The sequence below is a fragment of the Microbacterium sp. Se5.02b genome, from assembly GCF_019464375.1.
Classification (GTDB): domain Bacteria; phylum Actinomycetota; class Actinomycetes; order Actinomycetales; family Microbacteriaceae; genus Microbacterium.
Window position 1 is genome coordinate 930,578 of record NZ_CP080491.1, and the last position, 13,199, is coordinate 943,776.

Below are 13,199 nucleotides of genomic sequence, written 5' to 3' on the forward strand. Positions count from 1 at the left end.
TCATTCTCTCAGGTCGCGACTGGCAGAAGCATCCGAACGCCGCGGCGTCACCCGAGCGTAACACGCAGGGGCGATACTGATTCGAAGACAAGACCGGAGGAACACATGTCGTTGCAGCAGCAGATCTCCGAAGACCTCGGTGTCAGGCCCGAGATCGATCCCGAAGCCGAAGTCGACAGGCGTGTCGGATTCCTCGCCGACTACCTCCGAACGACCGGTGCGAAGGGGTTCGTGCTCGGCATCTCCGGGGGGCAGGACTCGACGCTCGCCGGACGCCTCGCCCAGCTCGCCGTCGAACGCGTACGAGCCGAGGGGGGCGAAGCGAAGTTCCTCGCCGTGCGTCTGCCGTATCGCGTGCAGCACGACGCAGCGGATGCCGAGGCCGCCCTCGAGTTCATCGCACCGGACTCCTCGGTCGAGGTCAACATCCAGAACGGGGTGGACGGCGTCGAGGAAGACATCGAGTTCGCGGTCACGAGCGACATCAGCGACTTCAACCGGGGCAACATCAAGGCGCGCGTGCGCATGGTCACGCAGTACGCGCTCGCGGGCCACGACGGTCTGCTCGTGATCGGCACCGACCACGCCGCCGAGGCCGTCACGGGCTTCTACACGAAGTTCGGCGACGGCGCGGCCGACATCCTCCCGCTCTCCGGGTTGAGCAAGCGGCAGGGACGCGCGCTGCTGCAGTTCCTCGACGCGCCGGACCGGCTCGCCTTCAAGGTGCCGACGGCCGACCTGCTCGACGGACAGCCCGGCCGGGCGGACGAAGACGAGCTGGGGCTCACGTACGAGCAGATCGACGACTTCCTCGAAGGGCGGACGGTCGACCCCGACGTCGCCGGCCGGATCGAGTCGAGGTACCTCGCCACCCAGCACAAGCGGCACCTCCCGGTGACCCCCGACGACACGTGGTGGCGCTGACCGCCCGCACACGCCGGGCGCGCCCGGCTTCGCCCGTGTCGGATGCCGCGGATAGTGTCGATGCATCCGACAGAACGGGAGCATCGTGCGGATCGACACTCAGGCGCAGCGCGTCATCTGGAGCGCGAGCGACCTCAAGGCGGCCGCCGAGTGCGAGTTCGCGTGGTGCCGTGCGATCGACGCGAAGCTGGGTCGGGTGCCGGCCGTCGAGGAACCCGAAGACGCGACCCTGAAGCGGGCGGCCGAGCTCGGAGACGTTCACGAGCAGAACGTGCTGGCGCGCTACATCCACGACCTCGGCGACGAGAACGTCCATCGGGTCGAGAAGGTGTCATCGATCGACGCCCAGGCGCTGTCCGCAGCGATCTCCGAGACGGTGGATGCGCTGCGCTCCGACGTGCAGGTGGTCTTCCAGGCCGCGTTCGCGACCGAGGAGTTCGTCGGATTCGCCGATTTCCTGCGCAAGGACGAGGACGGCCGGTGGCGGGTCCAGGACTCGAAGCTGGCCCGCAAGGCCCGCGTCACGGCGCTCATGCAGTTGGCGGCATATGTCGATCAGCTCGATCGTCTCGGCATCCCCCGTTCCGACGAGGTCGACCTGATCCTGGGCGACAGCACGCTCAGCACGCACGCCGTCGACGACCTCCTGCCGCTGTTCCAGGTGCGGCGCGCGCGGCTGCGCGCGCTCATCGCCGACCGGCGCATCGCCGACGGTGAGACGGGCGCGCCGCTCGCGTGGGGCGACGACCGGGGCGATCTGCAGATCGTCGCGTGCGGGCGGTGCGCGACCTGCGAGGAGCAGGTGCTCGCACATCGCGACCTGCTCATGGTGGCGCGGATGCGTCCGGTGCAGCGTGCGCGGCTACGGGCGTCCGGCATCGAGACCATCGATCGACTGGCCGAAGCCACCGAGGCACCGGTCGGCATGAACGTCGACACGTTCGAGACGCTTCGGGCCCAGGCTCGGCTTCAGGTGAGGGCCGACCTCGAGGGCGTCCCGACCTACGAGGTGCACTACGCGCCGGCGATCCACACCCTTCCGCTGCCCAGCCACGGCGACATCTTCTTCGACTTCGAGGGCGACCCCCTCTACACCGAGCCCGCGCCGGACGGCGAGGCGCACTGGGGGATCGACTACCTTTTCGGTTGGGTCGACAACGCCGATCAGTACTCGGCGCTGTGGGCGCACACCTTCGCCGACGAGAAGCGCGCGCTCGAGACCTTCCTCGACTTCGTGAACGCCCGCAGGGTGGCGCACCCCGGCATGCACATCTATCACTACGCGCCGTACGAGACCTCGCACCTGGTGGCGATGGCCGCGCGACACGGTATCCGTGAGGGAGAGGTCGACCGGCTGCTGCGAGAGGGCGTGTTCGTCGACCTGTATCCGCTGGTTCTTCGCACGGTCCGCGTCGGCTCGCGGTCGTACTCGATCAAGAAGCTCGAGCCGCTCTACATGGGCGAAGACGTGCGCACCAGCGATGTGCAGAAGGGCGACGACTCGATCGTGCAGTACGTCGCGGCGCGCGAGCTCGCGGCGGCCGGGGAGCGGGCCGAGGCCGATGCGGTGCTGGCAGACCTCGCCGACTACAACCGCTACGACTGCGTGTCGACGCGACGCCTGCGCAACTGGCTCATCGACATCGCCCGGCAGAAGGGCGTGACACCCGCGCCGCCCGACGACGCCGATGAGGTCATCTACGAGCCGTCGCCCCGTTCGGTCGCCCTGCTCGCCGATGCGGAGCGTGACGTCGAGGAAGGCGGCGACGGGCTCGTGCACCGCATAGCGGCCGCCGCCATCGACTATTTCCCGCGAGAGGCGAAGAGCTTCTGGGTCTCGCACTTCCAGCGGCTGCGCGAACCGGTGACGATGTGGGACGGCACGCGCGACGTGGTGCGCATCGACCCGCCCACCTCGGCCGTCCGTCGGGACTGGAGCATCGGCGAGGACGCCGGGTGATGTCCCGCGACCTCGAGATCCGCGGTGAGGTCTCGCCCGGCACGACGCTCGGTGTGGGATCCCAGCCCTTCGCGCTCTACGCGGTCCCGGCGCCGTTCGACACCGAGGTGCCGTCGCGCGCTGTGCACGTGCCCCACACGGTCACGGTGGCCGAAGTCCTCGACGACGGCTACCTCGTCACCGAATCGGCGATACAGGGTCAGACGTGGGATGAGCTGCCGCTCGCCCTCACGCCGGCGGCGCCCCCTCGGGTGGTCTCGCTCCAGGGTGCGATCGACGAGTGGGCCGACGCCGTCCACGCCGCTGCCCCGGAGTTCCCCGAAGACCCCGCCACCGACATCCTGCGCCGTATCCCGCCGCGCACGGTTTCCGGTGCCGGCCTGCCGCCCGCGGAGGACGACACGATCGATGCGATCGTGCGCGGCATCCTCGATCTCGACCGGAGCTATCTCGCCGTGCAGGGTCCTCCCGGTACCGGGAAGACCTACACGGGATCGCGGGTGATCGCGCGGCTCGTCAGAGAACACGGCTTCACCGTCGGTGTCGTCGCGCAGTCGCACGCCATCATCGAGACCCTCCTCGACCGGGTCGTCGCCGACGGCGTCCCGCCCGCGCAGGTGGCGAAGGCTCCCAAAGACGCCGACATCGACCCGTCTTACACGGCGATCCCGAAGAACGGCATGGCTTCCTTCCTCGCCGAGCACACGGGGAGGGCGCGGTGGTCGGCGGCACGGCGTGGGACTTCAGCAACACGCAGCGCGTCGATCGCGGTGGCCTCGACCTGCTCGTGATCGATGAGGCCGGGCAGTTCTCCCTCGCTTCGACCATCGCGGTCGCCGCCGGAGCGAAACGGCTCCTGCTGCTGGGCGATCCGCAGCAGCTTCCGCAGGTGAGCCAGGGCGCGCACCCCGAACCGGTCGACACCTCGGCGCTCGGATGGGTGATGGATGGCGATCCGGTCGTTCGCGCCGACTACGGCTACTTCCTTGCCCGCTCGTGGCGGATGCATCCGTTCGTCGCGGCACCCGTGTCCACCCTCGCCTATGCCGGACAGCTCGCCTCGGCCCCCGGTACCGAACTCCGATCGGTCGACGGCATCGATCCCGGTCTCCACGTCGTGCCGCTCCGACATCGTGGCAACGCCACACAGTCACCCGAAGAGGCCGCTGAGGTGGTGCGGCTCGTCGGCGATCTCGTCGGGCGCGCCTTCACCGACAACGACCAGGACGCGTCGAGCAGGCCGCTCGCGCAGTCCGACATCATCGTCGTCACGCCGTACAACGCACAGCGCCAGCTGGTGCTCGATGCGCTCGCCGTCGCGGGTTTCCCCGACGTTCCCGTCGGCACGGTCGACAACTTCCAGGGCAAGGAGGCCGTGGTGTCGATCACGTCGCTCGCAGCCTCGAGCGGCCGTGATGCGCCGCGAGGACCGGAGTTCCTGCTGCTGCAGAACCGGCTCAACGTGGCGATCTCGCGCGCGCAGGTCGTCGCGTATCTGATCCATTCGCCGGCGCTGCTCGACGATCTGCCGTACACGCCGGAGGGGGTGGCACGGCTCAGCGCCTTCGCCCGTCTGGTGGGAGCGGCGGAATGAGCGGTCAGACGCACAGCACCGAAGACATCCTCCGCGCCGCTGCGGCATGGGTCTGGTTCCCACGCGACAGCGAGCACATCCGGGAAGAGCTGCTGCTCGTTCGAGACCCTGCCAGGTTCGGCGGCGGCGTGCGGGGATCCCAGGTGGAGTCCGCGCTCGACCCGGTCGAGGTGGTCGATCGATCGCTGGCGCGGACGAAGGCATGGGGCGAGACCCGGTTCACCTTCTGGACGAGCGCTGCCGATCGCCCCCACATCGAAGAGGAGATGCTCCGGCGGGGAGCGGAGCATGTCGACACGGTGGCGGTGTTCGCACGGTCCCTTGACGACGTCGAGATCGACGTGCCGTCCGATGTGTCGGTCGAGGTTGTGAGCACGCTCGATCAGGTGCGCGACCTCGACGGGGTCAACGTGCCGGTGTGGAAGCAGCAGGCTCTCGACGACGAGGGTCTGCGCGAAGAACTCGCCGAGGTGACGGCGGCGCTGACGGCGCAGACAGGATGCCGCGTGCTCGCGAGGATCGAGGGTCGCGCGGTCAGCACCGGCGGATGCACGGTCGAAGACGGATTCGTACGGTTGTGGGGAGCGTCCACGCTCGAGGCGGAACGAGGCCGCGGCGCCTACCGTGCCGTGCTCGCCGAGCGGCTGCGGCAGGGCGCCGCGTGGGGTGCGAAGACGGCCCTCGTGAAGGGCCGGATCTCCACCTCCGCACCGATCCTGGCGCGAGCCGGGTTCACACACTACGGAGACGAACGCGTCTACCGTCTCGCGGTGTGAGGCGGTCTACGCCCGGAAGGCGTCAGACCGTGCCGTAGAGCCTGTCGCCGGCGTCGCCGAGTCCTGGCACGATGTACCCCTTCTCGTTGAGGCGCTCGTCGAGCGCTCCCAGCACGAGGGTCACATCACGGTCGCCGGCCATGGCCTCGATCGCGGCGACGCCCTCGGGCGTGCCGAGCAGGCAGATCGCGGTGACGTCCTTCGCGCCGCGGTCGAAGAGGAACTGGATGGCGGCGGCGAGCGAACCGCCGGTGGCGAGCATCGGGTCGATCGCGAAGCACTGCCGGTCGCTCAGATCGTCGGGCAGACGCTCGGCGTACGTCGTCGGCTCGAAGGTGGTCTCGTCGCGGACCATGCCGAGGAACCCGACCTCGGCCGTCGGAAGCAGCTTCACGAGACCTTCGAGCATGCCGAGTCCCGCGCGCAGGATCGGCACCACGATCGGTCGGGGCTCGGAGATCTTGACGCCCATGGTCGTGGTCACCGGAGTGGTGATCTCGACCGGGCTGACCTTCACATTGCGCGTCGCCTCGTACGCGAGCAGAGTGACGAGCTCCTCCGTGAGCTGCCGGAAGACCGGCGACGGGGTTCGCGCGTCGCGCAGCACCGAGAGCTTGTGAGTGATGAGGGGGTGGTCGGCCACGTGAACACGCATGGATACAGGGTAATGCGCCGCAGGTCCCCGCACGACATCGGTGCCCCGACCGAGTGCGGTCGCTGTCGTAGGCTCGACGCATGTCCGACGACGATGCTTCCGCGATGCGCCGTGCGCTCGCGCTCGCGGCCGAGGCTGCCGAGGCGTCGGAGATCCCGGTCGGAGCGGTGGTCCTCGCCCCGGACGGGCGGCCGATCGCCGAGGGCCGCAACACCCGGGAGGCGACACACGATCCCACCGGTCATGCCGAGATCGAGGCGATGCGCCGTGCCGCGGCAGTGGTGGGTTCCTGGAACCTCGAAGGGCACACCCTCGTGGTGACACTCGAGCCGTGCATCATGTGCGCCGGGGCGATCCTGCAGGCGCGGATCAGCCGGGTGGTCTTCGGGGCGTGGGACGACAAGGCAGGGGCGGCGGGGTCCCTGTACGACCTGTTGCGCGACCGGCGGCTTCCGTACCGTGCCGAGGTGATCGGCGGTGTCGAGGCGGACGCGTCGACGGCTCTCCTGCGTGCGTTCTTCGGGCAGCGACGCTGACTGTGAAGGCGGTCTCGATCAGTCCGAGGACTTCAGCACGAAGACGTCGGTCGAGGGCTCGGGATCGATGGCAGGGCGGTACACGTCGGGCTCGATGTAGACGATGCGCGCGACCGGCACGGCCTCTCGGATCCGCGCCTCGATCGCGTTGATGTCGTCGGCGGCCTCCCGCAACGGCTTGTCGGCGTTGAGGGCGATCTTGGCGGCGACCATCAGCTCGTCCGGACCGAGGTAGAGGGTCTTCATGTGGATGATCTTCTCGATCTCGTCGCCCGCGTTGATGGCGTCGACGATCCGGTCGTGGTCGGACTGTGTCGCCCCCTCGCCGACCAGCAGGCTCTTGGTCTCGACGCCCAGAACGATCGCGATCAGCACCAGGAGCACACCGATCATCACGGTTCCGAGCGCGTCGAACACCGGGTTCCCGGTGATGAGGGTGAGGCCGACGCCGAGGAGCGCGAAGGTGAGCCCGGTCAGCGCGCCCACGTCTTCGAGGAGCACGACCGGCAGCTCGGGGGCCTTCGAGCGTCGGACGAATGAGACCCACGACTGGCCCTTCTCGCGCACGAGATTGCTCTCGCGTACGGCGGTGCGCAGCGAGAACGACTCCAGCCCGATCGCCACGACCAGCACGACGAGCGGCAGCCACCACCAGGTCTTGTCCAGTTCGTGGGGGTTCGTGAGCTTCTCGACGCCCTCGTAGATCGCGAACAGCCCACCGACCGAGAACAGGATGATCGAGACGACGAACGCATACACGTAGCGTTCGCGGCCGTAGCCGAAGGGGTGTGCGCGGTCGGCCTCCCGGCGGGCCTTGCGTCCGCCGAGCATGAGCAGCAGTTGGTTTCCCGAGTCGGCGACCGAGTGGATGGCCTCAGCGAGCATCGAGGCGGAACCGGAGAGCGCCCAGGCGACGAACTTCGCGAGGGCGATGCCCATGTTCGCCAGGAACGCCGCGACGATGGCCTTGTTGCCTCCGGATGCACTCATGCCACGAGTCTAGAACCGCCCGCCTGAGGATGCGGGAGTGCCCGCCGTAGGATGACGACATGGCCGAATCCCTTCCTTCCCTCGCTTTCCTCGGTGCCGGTTCGATGGGAGGCGCGATCCTCCGTGGGGTGCTCGCCTCCGGGATCCGGATCGACGGGGGGATCACCGCGACGAACCGGACGGCCGAGAAGGCCGCCGCCTTCGCGGATCTCGACGGGGTCACCAGCATCGCCCTCGCCGAGCGGCCCGACGGCAACGCCGAGGCCGTCCGTGGGCGCGCGTCGTGCTGGTCGGGGTGAAGCCCGCGATGGTGCCGGACCTGCTCCGCGAGATCACCCCGCACCTCGCCGCCGATTCGATCGTGGTGAGCGTCGCCGCCGGGGTCACCCTGCAGACCTTCGCCGAGGTGCTGGGCGCGGACGCTCGTGTCATACGGTCGATGCCGAACACCCCCTCGACCGTCCGCAAGGGCGTCACCGGTCTCGCCGCAGGTGCTGCCGTGTCCGATGACGATCTCGCTCTCGTGCGCAGTCTCTTCGAGACCGTCGGCGCGGTCGTCGAGGTGCCGGAGTCGCAGATCGACGCGCTGTCCACGATCTCGGGCTCCGGCCCTGCCTATGTGTACCTGCTGATCGAGGAGTTCACGAAGGCCGCAGTCGGCATGGGCTTCGCCGCCGCGGATGCGCGCCTGATGGTGGAGCAGACGTTCATCGGCGCCACGGCTCTGCTCGACGCCTCCGGCGAGGACCCCGCCGAGTTGCGCCGCCGCGTCACGAGTCCGAAAGGCACGACCGAGCGGGCTGTCGCCGTGCTGCAGGACGCGCACCTCGACCGCACGTTCGGTGATGCCGCCGCTGCCGCGCTCGCCAGGGCGAAGGAACTCGCCGCCGGCGGGTGATCCCATGCGGCTGCGGATCGAGGGCGTGATCTGGTTCTGGCGCGGACCCGCGCCGTTCCACTTCGTCACCGTGCCGCCGGTAGAGAGCGAGATGATCCACGAGGTCGCCTCGGTGGTCACCTACGGCTGGGGGATGATCCCCGCGTCGGTCACGGTCGGCTCCACCTCCGTGACCACAGCGCTCTGGCCGAAGGATGGCGGGTACATCGTGCCCATCAAGAAGGCGCTTCAGGATCGCGAGGGCATCGGCGTGGATGACGTGGTCGAGGTCGTCGTCGAGATAGACGCCTGACCGTCGCGCAGCTCCGGAAGGACCCCACTCAACCGGACGCGGCGGGTCAGCTCTCGCTCGACACTTCGGCGAGCACCTCGGGCCAGCGCCGGTTCAGGGTGCGTCCGCCGAGGGCTGTCCCACCCCACACGGCGAGGGCGCCGAACACGAGACCGCACGCGAGACTGACCCAGCCGAAGACCGGGTTCCAGATCCCTGCGATCGCGAAGCCGAATGCCGGGGCGCCGAGCGCGAGCGTGATCGGCCCGATGATGATCATCGCGAGCAGCGACTGCACCCTCCGGACGAACCGCGACCGAACGGGCTGGCTTCCGGCGCGGGGGCCCTGCCCGGCAGGAAGCTGCCCACCCAGGCTCCGGCACCCGCCGAGATCGTGGTGAGCCCGAGGGCGGAGCCGATGCTGCCGGGCAGCAGATCCCATCGACCGGCGATCAGGCAGGTGGCGATGCACAGCGCGATGGTCACGGGGATCGCGATGATCCCGAACCCGAGCAGGCGCCCCGCCCGATCGGCCGCGCCGCTCACACCGTTGAGGATGTGCGCGGCGATCGCGTCGTTGTCATAGGCGATCGCCATCTGCACGATCGTCCCCGCGAGGAGCGCGTTGATCGAGGGGATCAGAGTGATGACCGGAGCGAAGCCGACCGACTCCGCCTGCAGCCCGTTCATGAGGCTGAGCCCGATGAAGATCGCGGGAAGCAGGAGCAGCATCACGATGTTCACGACCTGCCGCGGGTCGCGGCGGAAGTAGCGCAGCGTCCGCGCGGCGATCGCGCCCGTGGGGTTGGCCGGGAGCAACCGGTCGAGCAGCCCGCCCGAGCGCACACGGCCACCGCCGCTGCTCTGGATCGGAGCGACGAGACGAGCGGCGAGCAGCGCCCGCGCCGCGAACCACAGGGCGGCGACCGTCGCGAGGGCGATGAGGAGCCGGAGTGCAGCGCCGATGACGTCGCCTCCGGCGGCGGAGGCGGACACGCCGAAGACCGCACCGATCGGGGTCCATCCGACGATGTCGGCGATCATCACGAACGTTCCGCCGACATCCCTCACCGTGCTCAGCGCGCCGATGCCGAGATTGAGCAGGAGACCGGAGGAGGCCAGCAGCACGACGCCGAGGGTCAGCACGAGGTCGCGGGTGCTGCGGCGTGCCAACCAGCCGGCGAGGACTCCGCTCACGACACGGGCACCCAGCACGCAGGTCGCGACGGCGACGGGTATCAGCAGGAGGGCGGTGAGCAGCGCGGCAAGGCTCACCGACCAGCCGAGGAGCATGAGCACCAGCGCCACGGTCGTGCCGATACCGCCGACGGTCGTCGCTCCGGCGATGACGAAGCCCGGGAGCAGCGTGCGGGCGGTCACCGGAAGCAGGGCGAAGCGCTCCGGAGCCAGCGAGTCGTCGGCGCTGACCAGGATCGAACCGACCCACCAGCCGAGGACGATCACGGCGCCGGCGAGGACGATGGCGGTGACCGCCGCGTCCGGCGCGGCGAACCGCAGCGCGACGAGCGCTGCCGTGAGTCCGCCGAGGAATCCCAGGGCGATCATCCCGGTGATGGCGAGGGTGACGATCATCCAGGGATTCCGCGACAGCTGGTGGCGCAGCTGACGCCAGCGCAGGCTTACGAGGAGCGCAACCACGCGAGCGTCTCCGTCCCGAGGTCATGCGCGCCCACGAGGGTGAGGAAACGCTGTTGCAGCGAGAGGCCTGCGCGCACGTCGTCGAGCGGGCCATGGGCGAGCAGGCGGCCCTCGGCCACGATCGCGACCCGGTCGCACATCGACTCGACCAGCTCCATCACGTGACTGGAGAGCACGACGGTGCCTCCGCTGTCGATGAAGGAGCGCAGGATCTGACGGATCGTCTCTCCCGACACCGGGTCGACCGCTTCGAGCGGCTCATCGAGGATGAGCAGGCGCGGTGCATGGATCAGGGCGCACGCCAGCCCGATCTTCTTGCGCATGCCCGCGGAGTAGTCGACGACGAGTGTGTCGCGCGCGTCGGTGAGTCCGAGGGCGTCGAGGAGATCCCCGCTGCGGGAGACCACTTCGGCCTCGGCCATGCCCCGCAGCAGCCCGGTGTATCGCAGCAGCTCGGCGCCGGTGAGCCTGTCGAGCATGCGGATCCCATCGGGGAGCACCCCATGCGTGCCTTGGCCGCTGCGGGGTCCTGCCACACGTCCGCACCGAGCACCCATGCCGTCCCGGAGTCCGGGCGCAGCAGGCCCGTGGTCATCGCGAGGGTCGTGGTCTTCCCCGCGCCGTTCGGCCCCAGCAGGCCGAGCATGGACCCGGCAGGTACGTCGAGTGAGAGGTCGTCGACGGCCACCTTGGGCCCGAACTGCTTGCGCAGCCCGCGGAGAGCGAGGACAGGAGGAGCCACAGCGTGGTCGGTCATGCGCCCATCCCATCACGGCGACCGACGGCGACGCATCCGCCGCCCGGGGGAGTCGAGAGATCGGGAGAGGGGCGTCAGCGGTCGAGGCCGGCGAACCGCTCGATGTCGCTGTTCGTGCCGGAGACGATGATGAGGTCGTGGTTGGTGACGATCGTGTTCGCCTCGGCGTACCGGAAGGGCTTGCCGGGACTCTTCACCCCGACCACCGTGACCTTGTACTTCGAGCGCACGCCCGACTCGTTCAGGCCGACCCCGCGGATGAACTTCGGCGGATACATCTTGGCGAGCACGAAGTCGTCGTCGAAGCGGATGAAGTCGAGCATCCGCCCGGAGACGAGGTGCGCGACGCGCTCGCCGGCTTCCCGCTCGGGGTAGATGACGTGGTTGGCGCCCACGCGCGCCAGGATCTTGCCATGCGACTGCGAGACGGCCTTGGCCCAGATCTGCGGCACCTTGAGGTCGACGAGGTTCGCGGTGATCAGCACGGATGCCTCGATCGACGAGCCGACGGCCACGACGGCCACCTGGAAGTCCTGGGCGCCGATCTGGCGCAGGGCATCGATGTTCTTGGCGTCGGCCTGCACGGTGTGCGTGACCCGGTCGGACCACTTCTGCACGAGCTCGAGGTTGTCGTCGATCGCGAGCACCTCGCGGTCGAGGCGGTCGAGCTCTCCGGCGCAGGCGGCGCCGAACCGGCCGAGGCCGATGACGAGGACGGGAGCGTCGCCCCGGAGGACTTCAACCAACGATCGGCCTTTCCACGGGCAGCGAGTAATACTGCGTTCGCGATGTCGCGGCGACGGCCGCGGCGAGAGTCACTGTACCAACGCGCCCCATGAAGATGGTCGCGGCCATGACGTAGGACGCCGAATCGGGAAGATCCGCCGTGAGGCCGGTCGACAGCCCGACCGTTCCGAACGCGGAGATCACGTCGAACAGCACGTGGCTGATGTCGGCCTTCGTGATCTGCGAGATCACGATGGTCGACAGAGCCACGATGGTGGCGCCCCACGCGACGACGCTGAGGGCGACCCGCTGCACATCGCTCGGGATGCGGCGGCCGAAGGCCTCGACGGACTGCCGTCCCTTCGCCTCAGACCAGACGGCGATCGCGAGCACAGCGAGGGTCGTCACCTTGATGCCGCCGGCGGTGGACGCGGAACCGCCTCCGACGAACATCAGCATGCTCGCTGCGAGCAGGGACGAGCCGTTCAGATCGTCCATCTCGATCACGTTGAAGCCGCCTGATCGGGTCATGGCAGACAGGAAGAACGCCTGGAACGTCGTGTCGGCGGCATCCATCGATCCGAACGTCTTCGGGTTGTTGAACTCGAGGATCACGAAGACCGCGGCTCCGACGATGAACAGCAGCACCGTCGTCACGAGTGTGAGCTTGGAGTGCAGCGACCACCGCTTCACATGCCAGACGTGCTTGGCGAGGGTGTAGATGACGGGGAACCCGATGCTGCCGAGGAAGACTCCGACCATGAGGAGGGAGAGCACGAGGTAGTCGTCGGCGAACACCGCGACGCCGCCGTCGTTCGGAGCGAATCCGGTGTTGGTGAATGCCATCGCGGCGAAGTACGGTGCCTCCCACAACGCGGCGATGGGGTCGACCTTCGCCATCACGAGTGCCGGGTAGAGGAGCGCAGCGAGCGACGCCTCGATGATGAGGGCCGAGACGGCGACCGTGGTCAGCAGCTGGCCGACCTCACCGAGGCGGACGGTCTGACTCTCGTTGACCACGCCTCCGTGCGCGCGCAGCGGATTGGTGTCGCCCGCTGCCATGAGCTTCGCGCGCAGGCCGAGTCGCTTCGAGATGAGCATGCCCATCAGGGAGGCGAGGGTGAGGACGCCTAGCGCGCCGATGTTGACGCCGACGAACACCACCACGTGACCGAACGGCGACCAGTGGTTGGCCATGTCGACGGTCGCGAGCCCGGTGACGCAGATCGTGGAGACGGCGGTGAAGAGGGCATCGCTCAACGGCGTGACGGTGCGATCGGCCGAGGCGATCGGCAGCGAGAAGAGCACCGTGAACACCAGGATCAGAAGGGCGAACACCGCGATGGCGAAGCGGGAGGGCGACGACGTGATGAGGTGCTTGACACGGCCGGAGGCATCGCGCAGGCGGTGTCCTGGGGACGACGCCGAAACGATGCCCGACATCGCTGCCCCC

10 protein-coding genes and 3 pseudogenes are annotated in these 13,199 nt (G+C 68.9%); 6 read left to right on the forward strand and 7 right to left on the reverse strand.

What is annotated here, in order from left to right; translation table 11 throughout:
• The first annotated feature begins 105 nt into the window (after positions 1–105).
• From nadE to K1X59_RS04680, 3 genes and pseudogenes are all read left to right on the forward strand, one after another.
• Entirely contained in the window at positions 106–924 is an 819-nt protein-coding gene (nadE, locus tag K1X59_RS04670) for an ammonia-dependent NAD(+) synthetase (RefSeq protein WP_183151985.1), read from the forward strand.
• Positions 925–1,009: 85 nt separating this feature from the next.
• Positions 1,010–4,478, forward strand: a pseudogene (locus K1X59_RS04675) (TM0106 family RecB-like putative nuclease).
• Positions 4,475–5,254: a hypothetical protein gene (locus K1X59_RS04680; protein WP_183151986.1), complete on the forward strand. Its 780-nt coding sequence runs from the start codon at positions 4,475–4,477 to the stop codon at positions 5,252–5,254. The pseudogene K1X59_RS04675 and the gene K1X59_RS04680 overlap by 4 nt, the downstream one beginning before the upstream one ends.
• A 22-nt stretch (positions 5,255–5,276) precedes the next feature.
• On the opposite strand, the gene upp is transcribed toward K1X59_RS04680, so the two are convergent.
• Positions 5,277–5,909, reverse strand: coding sequence for a uracil phosphoribosyltransferase (gene upp / locus K1X59_RS04685; RefSeq protein WP_220173979.1), 633 nt, complete (start codon positions 5,907–5,909; stop codon positions 5,277–5,279).
• 80 nt (positions 5,910–5,989) lie between these two features.
• On the opposite strand from upp, the gene tadA reads away from it, so the two are divergent.
• Positions 5,990–6,445 (forward strand): tRNA adenosine(34) deaminase TadA, encoded by a 456-nt coding sequence (gene tadA, locus K1X59_RS04690; protein WP_244632393.1) that lies wholly within the window; start codon positions 5,990–5,992, stop codon positions 6,443–6,445.
• An 18-nt stretch (positions 6,446–6,463) separates the two neighbouring features.
• On the opposite strand, the gene K1X59_RS04695 is transcribed toward tadA, so the two are convergent.
• On the reverse strand, positions 6,464–7,435 hold the full coding sequence (locus K1X59_RS04695) for a cation diffusion facilitator family transporter (RefSeq protein ID WP_183151987.1): 972 nt from the start codon (positions 7,433–7,435) through the stop codon (positions 6,464–6,466).
• 59 nt (positions 7,436–7,494) lie between these two features.
• On the opposite strand from K1X59_RS04695, the pseudogene proC reads away from it, so the two are divergent.
• Positions 7,495–8,333 (forward strand): annotated as a pseudogene (proC, locus tag K1X59_RS04700) (pyrroline-5-carboxylate reductase).
• A 4-nt stretch (positions 8,334–8,337) separates the two neighbouring features.
• A complete protein-coding gene (locus tag K1X59_RS04705) occupies positions 8,338–8,625 on the forward strand; it encodes a DUF1905 domain-containing protein (RefSeq protein ID WP_183151988.1) in 288 nt (95 codons plus the stop codon).
• 46 nt (positions 8,626–8,671) lie between these two features.
• On the opposite strand, the gene K1X59_RS20825 is transcribed toward K1X59_RS04705, so the two are convergent.
• The 5 genes and pseudogenes from K1X59_RS20825 to K1X59_RS04725 form a co-directional block, all read right to left on the reverse strand.
• The gene (locus K1X59_RS20825) at positions 8,672–8,884 is read right to left on the reverse strand and encodes a hypothetical protein (protein WP_244632394.1); all 213 of its coding nucleotides are present in this window, start codon (positions 8,882–8,884) and stop codon (positions 8,672–8,674) included.
• The gene (locus tag K1X59_RS04710) at positions 8,881–10,263 is read right to left on the reverse strand and encodes a hypothetical protein (protein ID WP_244632395.1); all 1,383 of its coding nucleotides are present in this window, start codon (positions 10,261–10,263) and stop codon (positions 8,881–8,883) included. Before K1X59_RS04710 ends, K1X59_RS20825 begins: the two co-directional genes overlap by 4 nt.
• Positions 10,245–11,020 (reverse strand): annotated as a pseudogene (locus tag K1X59_RS04715) (ABC transporter ATP-binding protein). Before K1X59_RS04715 ends, K1X59_RS04710 begins: the two are co-directional and overlap by 19 nt.
• A gap of 74 nt (positions 11,021–11,094) precedes the next feature.
• On the reverse strand, positions 11,095–11,766 hold the full coding sequence (locus K1X59_RS04720) for a TrkA family potassium uptake protein (RefSeq protein WP_021198064.1): 672 nt from the start codon (positions 11,764–11,766) through the stop codon (positions 11,095–11,097).
• Complete coding sequence (locus K1X59_RS04725) at positions 11,759–13,189, reverse strand: TrkH family potassium uptake protein (protein ID WP_183151990.1); 1,431 nt, start codon at positions 13,187–13,189, stop codon at positions 11,759–11,761. Before K1X59_RS04725 ends, K1X59_RS04720 begins: the two co-directional genes overlap by 8 nt.
• Positions 13,190–13,199: the final 10 nt, after the last annotated feature.

Coding starts and splice junctions, on each gene's coding strand:
- K1X59_RS04725 (WP_183151990.1), bottom strand. CDS start 13,189: ATGTCGGGCATCGTTTCGGCGTCGTCCCCAGGACACCGCCTGCGCGAT.
- tadA (WP_244632393.1), top strand. CDS start 5,990: ATGTCCGACGACGATGCTTCCGCGATGCGCCGTGCGCTCGCGCTCGCG.
- K1X59_RS04705 (WP_183151988.1), top strand. CDS start 8,338: ATGCGGCTGCGGATCGAGGGCGTGATCTGGTTCTGGCGCGGACCCGCG.
- upp (WP_220173979.1), bottom strand. CDS start 5,909: ATGCGTGTTCACGTGGCCGACCACCCCCTCATCACTCACAAGCTCTCG.
- K1X59_RS04680 (WP_183151986.1), top strand. CDS start 4,475: ATGAGCGGTCAGACGCACAGCACCGAAGACATCCTCCGCGCCGCTGCG.
- nadE (WP_183151985.1), top strand. CDS start 106: ATGTCGTTGCAGCAGCAGATCTCCGAAGACCTCGGTGTCAGGCCCGAG.
- K1X59_RS20825 (WP_244632394.1), bottom strand. CDS start 8,884: ATGATCATCATCGGGCCGATCACGCTCGCGCTCGGCGCCCCGGCATTC.
- K1X59_RS04695 (WP_183151987.1), bottom strand. CDS start 7,435: ATGAGTGCATCCGGAGGCAACAAGGCCATCGTCGCGGCGTTCCTGGCG.